The 12,506-nt window shown below is 34.6% G+C and carries 12 protein-coding genes and 1 pseudogene; 5 read left to right on the forward strand and 8 right to left on the reverse strand.

Annotated elements, in window-relative coordinates; translation table 11 throughout:
- Window positions 1–62: 62 nt before the first annotated feature.
- Window positions 63–479, forward strand: coding sequence for a pyridoxamine 5'-phosphate oxidase family protein (locus tag WAZ07_RS13435; RefSeq protein ID WP_336472862.1), 417 nt, complete (start codon window positions 63–65; stop codon window positions 477–479).
- Between the two features lie 208 nt (window positions 480–687).
- Here WAZ07_RS13435 and WAZ07_RS13440 read toward each other — a convergent pair whose 3' ends face one another.
- The 3 genes from WAZ07_RS13440 to WAZ07_RS13450 are packed head-to-tail and all read right to left on the reverse strand — an operon-like array spanning window position 688 to window position 3,698.
- A complete protein-coding gene (locus WAZ07_RS13440; protein ID WP_336472972.1) occupies window positions 688–1,692 on the reverse strand; it encodes a FecCD family ABC transporter permease in 1,005 nt (334 codons plus the stop codon).
- Window positions 1,692–2,726 carry a FecCD family ABC transporter permease gene (locus WAZ07_RS13445; RefSeq protein WP_336472863.1) on the reverse strand — a complete coding sequence of 345 codons (1,035 nt, stop codon included), beginning with the start codon at window positions 2,724–2,726 and terminating at the stop codon, window positions 1,692–1,694. Before WAZ07_RS13445 ends, WAZ07_RS13440 begins: the two co-directional genes overlap by 1 nt.
- A 48-nt stretch (window positions 2,727–2,774) precedes the next feature.
- Window positions 2,775–3,698, reverse strand: coding sequence for an iron-hydroxamate ABC transporter substrate-binding protein (locus WAZ07_RS13450; RefSeq protein ID WP_336472864.1), 924 nt, complete (start codon window positions 3,696–3,698; stop codon window positions 2,775–2,777).
- 336 nt (window positions 3,699–4,034) lie between these two features.
- On the opposite strand from WAZ07_RS13450, the gene WAZ07_RS13455 reads away from it, so the two are divergent.
- From WAZ07_RS13455 to WAZ07_RS13465, 3 genes are all read left to right on the forward strand, one after another.
- Window positions 4,035–5,084 (forward strand): NAD(P)/FAD-dependent oxidoreductase, encoded by a 1,050-nt coding sequence (locus tag WAZ07_RS13455; RefSeq protein ID WP_336472865.1) that lies wholly within the window; start codon window positions 4,035–4,037, stop codon window positions 5,082–5,084.
- A 128-nt stretch (window positions 5,085–5,212) separates the two neighbouring features.
- Window positions 5,213–5,410, forward strand: a complete 198-nt coding sequence (locus WAZ07_RS13460) for a hypothetical protein (RefSeq protein ID WP_336472866.1) — start codon at window positions 5,213–5,215, stop codon at window positions 5,408–5,410.
- A 156-nt stretch (window positions 5,411–5,566) separates the two neighbouring features.
- On the forward strand, window positions 5,567–5,713 hold the full coding sequence (locus WAZ07_RS13465) for a BH0509 family protein (RefSeq protein ID WP_139207695.1): 147 nt from the start codon (window positions 5,567–5,569) through the stop codon (window positions 5,711–5,713).
- A gap of 23 nt (window positions 5,714–5,736) precedes the next feature.
- On the opposite strand, the gene WAZ07_RS13470 is transcribed toward WAZ07_RS13465, so the two are convergent.
- Window positions 5,737–6,339: a DedA family protein gene (locus WAZ07_RS13470; RefSeq protein WP_336472867.1), complete on the reverse strand. Its 603-nt coding sequence runs from the start codon at window positions 6,337–6,339 to the stop codon at window positions 5,737–5,739.
- Window positions 6,340–6,702: 363 nt separating this feature from the next.
- Here WAZ07_RS13470 and WAZ07_RS13475 point away from each other — a divergent pair, with 363 nt between their 5' ends.
- Window positions 6,703–9,495, forward strand: coding sequence for a dynamin family protein (locus tag WAZ07_RS13475; protein WP_336472868.1), 2,793 nt, complete (start codon window positions 6,703–6,705; stop codon window positions 9,493–9,495).
- Window positions 9,496–9,565: 70 nt separating this feature from the next.
- On the opposite strand, the gene WAZ07_RS13480 is transcribed toward WAZ07_RS13475, so the two are convergent.
- From WAZ07_RS13480 to WAZ07_RS13495, 4 genes and pseudogenes are all read right to left on the reverse strand, one after another.
- Window positions 9,566–9,997, reverse strand: a complete 432-nt coding sequence (locus tag WAZ07_RS13480; protein ID WP_336472869.1) for a hypothetical protein — start codon at window positions 9,995–9,997, stop codon at window positions 9,566–9,568.
- A gap of 13 nt (window positions 9,998–10,010) precedes the next feature.
- Window positions 10,011–10,229 (reverse strand): annotated as a pseudogene (locus WAZ07_RS13485) (S26 family signal peptidase); the annotation flags it as partial.
- A gap of 39 nt (window positions 10,230–10,268) precedes the next feature.
- Window positions 10,269–10,949, reverse strand: a complete 681-nt coding sequence (locus WAZ07_RS13490; protein ID WP_336472870.1) for a lysoplasmalogenase — start codon at window positions 10,947–10,949, stop codon at window positions 10,269–10,271.
- Between the two features lie 171 nt (window positions 10,950–11,120).
- The gene (locus WAZ07_RS13495) at window positions 11,121–12,071 is read right to left on the reverse strand and encodes a DMT family transporter (RefSeq protein WP_336472871.1); all 951 of its coding nucleotides are present in this window, start codon (window positions 12,069–12,071) and stop codon (window positions 11,121–11,123) included.
- Between the last annotated feature and the right edge of the window lie 435 nt (window positions 12,072–12,506).

The raw sequence follows: 12,506 nt of genomic DNA on the forward strand, positions 1-12,506 counted from the left end.
ACTCTTACGAGAAATTCCTCTTTAGAAAAATATGAGCGTTAACTAGAAAGGAGCAGAAACAAATGCATCTAAAAGAAAAAATTGAAAAGATTATCCAAAACCAACAAATTGGTGTCCTCGCAACCATTCGTGACAACAAACCGTATAGCTGCTTTATGATGTTTTTTCATGAAGATTTCGTATTGTACGCTGCAACAGATCGGCAATCAAAAAAAATAACAGATATCGAACAAAATACAAATGTTCATGTTTTACTTGGTCGCCAGGGAAAGCACTGGGAAGAAGAATATCTTGAAATAGAAGGCATTGCTTCTATTGAAGAAGACAGTACGTTAAAAAATAAATTTTGGACAAATAGTTTAAAACGTTGGTTACTTGGTCCTGAAGATCCAAATTACGTGTTAATAAAAATTAATCCTGATACCATTTATTACATTGATAGTGCTGGTACAACACAACCAGAGTTTTTACGTCTATAAAGTGAAACTTCCCCCACTGATGGTTAGCCCACCCAATCGGACTTTTACGGGCAGTTTTTCCCCCGTGCTTCCCCAGCCTTTACTGCCCACAAATAGCGGGATAACGAACAAAACAAGACTTCGTTAGATTTTAAATATAATTTGAAGGATATGGTCAATAATAAGAAATAGAAAAAGCCTTGAGAAAGGAGATTCTCGAAGGCTTTTTCTACTTTTTCAGTAACAAATACATAAAATAAGGAGCACCAATAAAAGCAACCATAATACCTGCAGGAATTCCACTTGGTTCTACAATATGCCGACCAATTGTATCTGCAAGTAATAATAGCCATCCACCGATCAGAATGGCTACAGGGACAAACATTTGATGTCTTGGCCCAACTAAAGATTTTGCAATGTGCGGGGCCATAAGCCCGATAAAGGCGATTCCCCCTGTAACTGAAACTGCAGCGGCGGCTAATGCAACGGCGGCTAGTAGTAGAGAGCGGCGTTCTTTTTCAATTTCGATCCCGACGCCAATCGCTACGGGTTCGCTTAAGGCAAGAATGTTTAGACGGTTTGCCTTATATAATGTGAACGGGATCAATATAGCTAACCATGGAAGGATAGCCAATACAAAGACCCAATCATCTCCCCAAATATTTCCGGAAATCCATTTTGCGATAAAATCTACTTTGGTACGTTCAGCAGAGGAGATAATTACAATCATTGTTCCTGAGAGTGCGAATGAAAATCCAATCCCCGTTAATGTTAAATTTATCGGCTGAAGTCCCGTAGCTTTTTTATATGAAAAGACATAAATCAGGCAAGCTGTAATAAAAGCCCCCATAAATCCAACAACTGGTAGTAAGTATACAAATGAACCTGCATCGATTGGAAAATACAAAAAGAAAATTGCAATCGCTACACCTGCTCCTGAATTAATACCGATAATTCCAGGTTCAGCTAAATCGTTTCGAGTAATCCCTTGTAATATAGCCCCTGATAAGGCAAGTGCCATGCCGGCTAATAGTGTAATTGTAATTCTAGGCAATCTAAGAGAGAATAAAACAAATTCTTCTTTAAATGTTCCTTGTCCAAATAATGTTGGAAGCAGCCTATCATAGGAGAGTGAAGCAGCTCCTAATCCCATACCGACTATGATTGTTGCGATAATAAGTATAAGTAAAGCCATTATAATGAGTCGTTGTTTTTTTAAAATTGATTGTTGAATCATGAGAATGTTCTTCCTCCTTTACGTACAATAAATAGGAAGAATGGTAGACCTACAATGGCAACAATGGCAACAAGTGGTGTTTCATATGGAGCATTCATTGTACGTCCGATTGTGTCAGCAAGTAGCATAAAAGAAGCGCCAACAATTGCAGACATCGGGATAACAAAGCGATAGTCTGGCCCGACGATTGGTCGTACCATATGGGGCACCATTAAACCTACGAATGCCATGTTTCCAACAAGTGCAACAGAGGCACCTGCAAGCAAAATGATAACAATAAAAAGAACGGTTTTAATGACGATAATTTTTTGACCAAGCCCAATTGCGACTTCTTCACTTAGACTTAGAATCGTCAATTTCTTTGAAAATAAAATGGCAATGAATATACTTACTGAAATAACTGGAATAATGATTTGTAGCTGGCTCCATGTTGTTCCAATTACACCTCCTGCTGTCCACATAGATACGTCTTGCGAAATCTTGAAGTAAATTCCAATGCCTTCTGAAACCGCAACTAAGAACGCTGAAACTGCCGATCCAGCAAGGACGATTCGAAAGGGAGAAAGCCCTCCCTTTCGAATCAACCCGATGCCCAAAACCATAATTGCACCGATTGCTGCTCCAATAAAGCAGGCAATCATCATATAAAAATAATTTACAGAGGGTACAAAGGCAATGGTAATAGCAAGTGCAGCGTTAGCACCACCAGTTAGACCAAGTAGACCTGGATCCGCAAGTGGATTGCGGGTTAGTCCTTGCATAATTGCACCAGAAACAGCGAGACCGGCCCCAACAAAAATAGCTGCAACTTCACGTGGTAAGCGTAGTTCACGGATCAGGGAAAGCTTTTCTCCTTTGGCTGAAGAAGTAAGCGCTAACCATACATCCTTTACAGTTGTATCTGCCGCACCAAACAACATCGCGATTATAAAAATAAGGAAAAACGCAATGATTCCTAAAATAAATTTGTACGTAAAGGAGGCTACACGTGGCTTGTTTTTTGTCATTCGTTTCACATCTTTTCTTTTCATAGAATAAAGGAAGAGGAATTCTTAAAATAAGAATTCCTCATTGTTGTATTATTGACCAAGAAAGCTTTTCTTGAAGAAGTCTAGTTGGAAATCTAATGTAAGTGGATCATTAAAGTAGAATTCCATCATGTTTACTTCGAATGCTCTATTATTTTTCACAGCTGAAATGTTTTTGTATGATTCTGTTTCTTGGAATGAGTTATCAGTATCTTTATTTTTACTTACAATTAAGTAATCCCCAGCATACTCAGGTAGAACCTCAGTAGATAATGCATAATAACCTGGTTTTAATGCTTTTTCTTTTACTTTTTCAGGCATTTTTAATTTCATTTCTTGATAAAGAATTTCTGTTCCACGGCCCCAGTTCTCGCCGTATACATAAATTTGCTTGTTGAAGTTTTCAATAACAGAAACAGTTGCATCTTCTCCAATTTTTGCTTTAATATCTTTCCCTGCCGCTTGTGCACGTTTCTTGAAATCGTCCACCCAAGTTTTTGCTTCTTTTTCTTTATTTAGTAATTTACCGATTTCTAAATGTTGAGTTAAGTAATCTACTTTTCCGTATGTGAATGTAACAGTTGGAGCAATTTTCTTTAACTTATCAACGTTTTTGATATTAGATAAACCAATAATTAAGTCTGGATTTAATTCAATAATTTTTTCGATATTTTCATCTGACACTTCAGCAACATCTTTTAATTTCTCTTGAAAACGTGGATTTTGTTTGGACCATGAATCTACCCCAACAAGATTTACACCTAAAGACATTACGTTACCTGCGAATGATGATAATACAACGACACGTTTGGGATTTGCAGGGACTTCAACTTTACCATTTTCAGATTGGTATGTAATTGTTTCTGATTTACTTCTCTTTGCACTTGAATCGTTTTTCTTATCTGTTGATCCGTTGCTACAAGCACTCATAACAAGTACAAATAGAACTGTAAGTGAAATGAATAATTTTTTCATTCGTCTTCTCCTTTTTATAAAATAAACGTAATATATAGCTTTCTAACAGGATGATATCTCACAATTCGTTCTACATTGGGCTTACAAATCTTGCTATCGAGATTTATTGCAATAAAAGTAATTGAATGATTTATAAATCAATGAAGCGTTATATTCCCTCCGATTTTTGTTAATAGTTTACAAATTGAAAATGATTATCAATTTCAATCACTTAATAATATAATTTTATCTTTTTATATTGTCAATAGTAATTTGGATTGTAAATCTAATCGAAACAGGTTATATTTTACTGAGAATGATAATCAATATACATTAAAAACTGAGGAGTGAACGCGAATGAATCAAGAGGAATTATTTGATATAACTGTGATTGGTGGTGGACCTGCAGGGCTTTATTCAGCGTTTTATAGTGGATTAAGAGAAATGAAAACGAAGATTATTGAATTTCAGCCACAATTAGGTGGAAAGATACATGTTTATCCAGAAAAAATGATTTGGGATATTGGAGGATTGCCACCAGTTATGGGGGCTAAGTTAATTGATCAACTTGTAGAGCAAGGACTAACATTCCATCCAGAAGTAGTATTAAATGAAAAAGTAGAATCGATAACTCGCAATGAAGAAGGAATCTTTGTATTAAAGACATCCTCTGGAAAAAGACATTTTTCAAAGACTGTTATTGTAGCAACAGGGAGCGGAATATTAAAGCCACAAAAATTAGCAATTGCAGGTGCTGAAAGATTCGAAGTATCGAATTTAAATTATACTGTAAAATCTTTAAAACATTTTCAAGATAAAACGGTCATTGTTTCAGGCGGAGGCAATTCTGCAATCGATTGGGCTAATGAACTGGAGCCGATCGCAAAAAAAGTGTATTTAACATATAGAAAAGATACTTTGTCTGGTCATGAAGCACAAGTAACCCAACTTATGAATAGCTCTGCAACATGCTTCTTGCATACAACAATTACAAAGTTAATTACAGGTGATAATCATGAAGCAATTGAGCGTGTGGAATTAACAAATCATGAAACAGGAGAAGTTTCATATTTACCAATTGATGAAGTCATTATTAATCATGGATACGAACGCGATATGACATTATTGAAGAATAGTGAACTAAATATTGAAATAATAGATGATTACTTTATTGCAGGTAATGCAAATAGTGAATCTTCCATAGAAGGGTTATATGCTGCGGGAGATATTTTAAAACACGAGGGTAAATTGCATTTAATCGCTGGTGCTTTTCAAGATGCTGGGAACGCCGTGAATAAAGCAAAACAATTTATTCAGCCGGATGCAAGTGAATATGGCATGGTTTCTTCCCATAATGATGTTTTTAAACAACGTAACCGGGAACTTATTAAGCAAATGATGAGATAAAATGCATTCGTGAAATAACGGATGCTTTTTTATATTTTCTTTGCGCACAAAAATAGATGGAACTGAGATTATGGTATGAGTTTGTTAGGTGTATTTGACTGAAAATAACGATGTTTAGGAAAGAAGAAATGTTATCAATGTTTCTACAAGTGGAGTTAGGTTATATTGTAAAATACGTTCCTGAAGAAAGAAAAAATCAGCTTAACAATCATGCTGAAGTAAATGATGAGTTTTTATTAAGTAAGCAAGAAAACTATAAAAAAACTGGTATCTCTCGTATTACACCGTATCGTAAGAAACCACGCATTCTTACCTTACTTCTCTAATACATATATACTTAATATTTTGCGAGGTCTTGTTTTGTCGAAAAGTTCTTATCCAAAAAAAATTGAAAAAGGTGGAACTTTCTAAAGATTCTGTTATATAATAGTACTAACTTAAATAAACTGTATTAAAACAGATTGGGAGGAGAAATAAAAATGATAAAGAGAGAAGAACGGAAAAATATGATTGAATTTATTGAAAAGAAAAAAGGAATTGAACGAGAAGAACTTATGTATATGACAGATGACGAAGTAGAACATATTTATAATGTGACGTACTTCTTATATGAAGAAATCACAGAGTAGCATATAAAAAACCGCTATATACATTAGCGGTTTTTCTTATCTTTTTGTATTTTTACATATGTATAAACAATCAAAGCGATGACGATTGAAACAACACCAATCCAAAATCCGTATCGATGTAAATTGTACTCTACATCTCGCCACTTTTCTCCTAATTTCCACCCAAGTCCAATAAAAACGCTCACCCAAATGAAAGCACCGCCATACGCATATAAACAAAACTTACCCCATTTTAAGCCCGACATTCCTGCAAAATAAGCAGTTAAATGTCTAACACCAGGTATAAAATAGCCAAACACTAATAAAAAAGGACCATACTTCTCAAATAAAATATGAGTCTTCTCGATTTGAGCTTCTTTAATCCCCACTTTAGAACCATATTTTTTCAATACAGGGAGTCCAAGTTTTAAACCAAGCATATAACTTAATGTAATCCCAATTATAGCCCCAGCCATGCCGCTCGTAAACGCCTCTGTTCCTGACATATATCCCCTTGAAATATTATATCCGACAAATGTAAGTAGAAATTCATCTGGTATTGGTAATCCAACAATTCCTCCAGCAAGCGCAATAATAATTCCATAATAACCGTAGTGTGCGATTAATTCACCAATATGTTGTTCCATTCGCACGACACATCCTATACGTTATCGTTATTCCACATTGTACCCTCTCCATCAATAAAGCAAACATGGTATACATATTCACTATACATTGTTTTTATGACGAACTCTACATCCAATGTTACAACTTCATGTAGAATATTATAGTCTTATTATGTTATTAGGAAGAGCCAATGTTGTTTCAGAACTGAAAGGAAATTGAAAAAAAACTGAAACTTTATGCATGAAAATTCAATCCTACTCTAAAAATGAAAGGAAAATGAAATTTTTCAAAAGAAAATCTTTGCTAGAATAAAGAGCATCAATGCAAAAAAGTGTTGACATATAAAGGAATATACACTTTTCAAGATATAGTGGGGGAAAAACATGACACTAGAAAAACAGTTAATAAAAAAAATATATTATGAAACATTTTTAATGGAAAATGAAACACATCCGCCTCTTCAAGTACTTGGAGAAGCTTATTTAGCTGAGCAAAAAAATGAATTTTCGGATGGATCTTATATTCGTTTTGCACAAGGTGAGTTTTATTATCACCATCAAGATTTTGAATCCGCTATTTTTAAATGGGAGAAAGTCAATAATGAATTAGAACCATGGGCACAGAAGAATATTGCAGATGCTTACTTCGAACTCAATCAATTATCAGCTGCCGAAACTGTGTATACGTCCATTACTACTGATAATAAAATACTTATGACCGAAATTTCATTGCAATTACTCTCTCTTTACATAGAACAAAACAAACTGGATTTAGCCTTCAAAGTTATTAAAGACGCTGTTTCTGTAAATCCCGATTATCCAAACGTTACAACCATTGCTCGTTCCTTTTATGAAGAACAGCAAGATTGGGATAGTGCGGTGGAACTTGCAATAAATGAAATGATTCGAACAGAGTCCTTCCAATGGTTTGAGATTTTAAAAGAATATATTGATAAAGGATTTACGAAAACCATTTCACCAGATTATTTCTATAAGGTACTAGTTACATTACACAATGTAGACCTAATCCAATTTACACAAATTGTTTCATCACTTTGGCACAGCTATAAGAATGAGCAAACTTATTTGCTTTGGCTTAAAACAATAAATGACTTTTTCTCACATATCGAAGTACATTCAACCGATGAATGGGACAACATTTCTTCTCTTTATGAAGAAACGTATTTTGAATTAATTCAAGGCCAGTATATGCTGAGACAATTACATGATATTGTTCCGAATATTTTAACGAATTGGTTAAAAATGGTCAATCCTTCTCGCTCTGTCTTTCCATCTGCAGCAGTATTGGCATGGGATGAGATTTTCCCTGCTAAAATAGATTCGGCAGACGTGCAACATGCAGAAAAACTATTGTTACATTCCACCAATTACACGGATGATTTAGACTATAGTTTACATCTTTTTGATTCTATTACACAGTGGGCACAAAACAATGATTTAGAAATGGGACATCGCTTTAGATGGTTGGTCTGTGAGCTTGCAGATTTAAGAACAAACCGTCTTTTAGTAACAGGAACTTCTGGAAACGGAAAATCTTCATTTATCAACTCTGTACTAGGAGAAAATATATTAGAAGATTCAAGCTCAAATACAGTTATCTTTAAGGATGACGCTCATACAGAAATTAATGCAATAACAGATGCAACAATTTCAACGACTAATAATTTCTCAGATTTCCATAACATGATGTCTATGCACCGACAAACATATAGAGAAAAAACATGTATTGAATTTAAATTACCTTGCAAGTTTTTAAGTAAAAACAAACTAGCATTCGTTGTTACACCTGGCTTTAATAGAAACAACGATATTAGAAATGAAACATTCGGATATTTAAACTCAGTAGACAGTTTGTTATTCGTATTGAATGCAGATTCTCCTTTTACTGATAAAGAACGTGACATTTTATTAAACATTCAAGCACATGCACCAGATTTACAAATTCATTTCTTATTAAATAAAATTGATAACATTTACAGCGAAGCTGAAGTAAAACGAGTTATACATGATACGCAAACAAGAATACACACATATTTCCCACATGCGAGGGTTTTACCTTATTCATCGTTATATACAAACACTCAACAGCTAAACGAGTTAACTGATTTTGTCAATTTTAACTTTGAGTATAAAAATCTTGATCAAGAACGTACGAAAAAAATACTATTTTTCATTCGAAAAGCAATTCAATATCTTTTAGATAAACGAGTTGAGATGGAAAACAACTTAGTGGATTCTATTAGTTGGAATGAAGATATTTTAGTGAGACTAAATGGCTTTATTAATAATGTCACTGCTTTTGAAAAGGAAAAAATTCATTTTATTACAGATTCATATCGTACAATGAAACATAAAATTACGAACGATCTTACAGAGCATATTCCGAGGCTACTGCAAGGCTGCTCTGATCTAATCAGTGAAGACAGCGATTTTAGACACATTGATATTGAATTAAATACCGCGATGAATGAGAGAATTCGAAACTATCTAGAACAAACTGTATTACCTAACTTCGCTTCATCCATGCAGAATTGGATTGAAACTTCTAATAACGAGTTCCTTCAAAGTCAATCATACTTAGAAGAAATAAGTGAAGGACTTAACTCGTTATGTGGAGAAAATCGAATCCAGTTAGAATGCGACTTTAAAATACTTGATGATTGGCGCCGAGATACAGATAGAATGACGAATAGAATACAAATGGAAGAAGTAAATATCTTCCGCCGGTTTACGCCCGCGCAATTTTTACTAAAAAGTGCAGGAAAATTATTCGGATCTCTTCCTAAAAATAAAACAATGCTGTATAACAAATACAAACAGTATTTAGAAAATGAAGATTTTACTGATGTAACTACTTCTATTATAAACAAGTTTTTCTTGCAGTTTGAGTTATTTGAAAATGCATTAGAGCGAGATATTACTATGTTCTTTAGAGATCCATTTAGTTCATTGAAACAAGCTGTGGAACACACGCATTTAGAAATACAAGAACAGCAAAATACACTGCATAAAATGAAATCAAATCCTGAAGTTTATCGTGATCCTGTAACACTCTTTGAACTAAGATTGCGTCAGTATGAAGTAGTCTTAAGTATAGATAAGGAGAATCCTGATACAGAGTTAATGTTAGAAACAAACATGGAGTCGATTTTTTAATTGTAATAGATAAAACCACCAAAGCGGCCAATATCGGCTGCTTTGTTACTTCTTATATGTATGTAAAAAATTAATCCTGTTGTATATCCCAAATCACATCATCAACCTTTGCTTCAATACGGATTCGCTGAATAAATTGCTTACGTTCGTTTTCATTACGAGCCAGTTTCTGTACATACCGCCGCTTACTCAACAAGTGTAGATAACGTTTGTCTGTATGAATGATACCTCGGCATTTTATATTTTCATATATAACCTTAAACCAATCATGTCCCTTTAACTTTTCCACATGACGAGCAAATCTTCTTTGTTTTCGCTTTTCTCTTCCTTCTATAGTTTCTAACGCTAACTCTACAAGTTCTTCTGCTAGAGCTTCTCCTATAACTCTTACAACTCCGATTGTTCCTCGAACGATAACTTTAGTAGCATCTACCGCTATTTCCCCGATTGCAACTGCTCCCCGTGCGATTCCAGCTAAAACATGACCAACAATCTCTTCCATAACTTCCCTCCTTCTAATCTATAATCTGCAACCGGCTAAAAGGATAATATATGGAAATTAAACTTCCTAATACATCATCTTTATCAATTAATCCTAATCCATTACGACTATCACGGCTAACTAATCGATTATCTCCCATTACAAAGATTTTATTTTTTGAAATTTTCATCGGACCAAAATCCTCCGTTAAATTCATCATAAGTTGCTTTGCATGCTTCTTATTTTTTAACAACAAAAAAGAACCGCTCTCAAGCAGTTCTTCTTTCACATTCTATATACCAACATAAATGATACACATTTGTGCTCCCACATATGTTGCCCAAACTAAAAGAGGATCATATTTTACATTCCGTCCACCAATATCAGTAATTCCAATAATAAAATCAGAAATGACAAATAGAGAACCACCAAGCGCTGGAATCCACCACATATCTTGATTCAAATAAGCAAGCGCAAATGCAAAACACGCCATTCCACCAACCCAAAGTCCGTATACAAGCGCACCTATTGTAAATAATCGATCCTGCTTATGATTTCGAATAAAAAAGAACCAACCAATAATTAAAAACAAGCCGTATCCCGCTAAACCAATATACAAGCCATTCCACGAAATACCCGTTTCTAAAAAGGCCGTAACATATAAGCAATGCGCAATAGCAAATGTCACCATTCCACCAATGAGACGATGCCCAAATGGAATTAAGCCGGCCATAAACAAGTCACCAATTGTTGATAAAATCATACCAATTGCAACCCACTGGCGATAAGGTGTTGCCGGGTCCTGTATCCACATCCATATCGCAGCTCCAGTTAATGAGAAAGTGAGGAGTAAACGAATGAATAAGGGTAACGGTTCATTTTCCTTTGTTTGTTCTGATTGTCTTATTGCATAAATGGTCCCGAACAAAAATAAAACTACTTGTCCTATTAACAGTACGTACATTTCATTCATATCTTTCTCCTTGATGAATTAATATCTCTGTTATTCGATATAAAATCATCATTTTCCTTTCTTTTATCTATAATTTTCATAAAAAAATTGTTCCAAACTTTATCACGCTATTCACGGACACTGATAGAAATTTCGCTTTCCATATGAAAAAGAGGCTCTCCATGAACCTCTTCACATTGCGCTACTTTTTGCATGCGATGCGTTTCTTTCACTACGTGTACGATTCACAATAATAATTCCGGTCGCTACACATGCCAATCCAAACAATACGAAAGAATGAATTGCTTCGCCTAAAATCAAGCTTGATAAGATGACACCAAATACAGGAATGAAAAACATGTACATCGATACTTTTCCGACTTTGTTATATTTCATCACTGTATTCCAAATACAAAATCCCGCTGCTGATAAGAATGATAAGTATAGCAGCATAAGTAACGTTTGCATATGGAATGTAAATGGCATCAATCCAACTTGTAAAACCCCGATAAACAATAAGCCTAAAGAACCGATAATCATCTGATATGCGGTCATATAGCCTACATCCATCGTTTTACTTCCTTCTTTCGCCAAAATGTTACCGTATGAGTACAACATTGCCGCACTTAATAATAACAGTTCACCAATACCAAAGTGAAAATCCATATTTCCTTTTGGAATGTTTACAAGAATGACGCCACAAAAACCAATTGATACACCAACGATTTTTCTCATATTTAAAGAATCATCTTTATATAGAAAATGCGCTAATACAATTTGAAAAAATGACGATGTTCCAGAAATAACTGCTCCTTCAATCCCAGTACTATAGCTCAAGCCGATATAAAAACAAACATATTGTAAAAACGTTTGAAACAGACCAATTTGAACAAGTTGCTTCGTTGTTCCTTTTTGAAAAGATACATTTCTCCCTAACGCTTTAAAGAAGAATAACAGCATCATTCCTGCTAAGAAAAAACGGTAACCTGCAAATAAAATTTGCTCGCCTACTTCATGAGGCTGAATGTCTAACTGGACATAACTTAATTTAATAAATGGAAACGCACTGCCCCATAGAAAAGTTGCACTTAATGCTGCAACAAATACACCGAGCGGATGTGTAAAAAATCTTTCTGCCTTCACTGGATGTCTTCCTTTCCGTGCTTTTTATGAACAATATTCATATATAACAAAGCGGAGTCAAAAAAACAAGTATTTTCACTTCTCCCTCAATCTTGAGGTGGGTACTTACTCCCCACAAATAGCGGAATAAGTAAAAAACTTTCCGTATAAGGAAACATATGTTACAATTTAGAATAGTAATAATAAAGTAAATAACTACACAGAGTGTGTTTTCTAGGAAATGCTGCTATCCGAATGGATGGCAGCTTTCGTCGTTTTATAAGGCTTTCGATGATGATTCTTTTTCTCAATGAAAGGAGTGAAACGAGATGAATTCACAAGTAAAAATATTTTTAAAACAAAAGAACGTTTCAACTTAACAGAATGCTGCTATCTAGATGGATGGCAGCTTTCGCCGATTTATAAGGCTTTCGATGATGATTCTTTTTCTCAATA

This window comes from Bacillus bruguierae (assembly GCF_037104725.1).
Taxonomy (GTDB): Bacteria; Bacillota; Bacilli; order Bacillales; family Bacillaceae_G; genus Bacillus_A; species Bacillus_A bruguierae.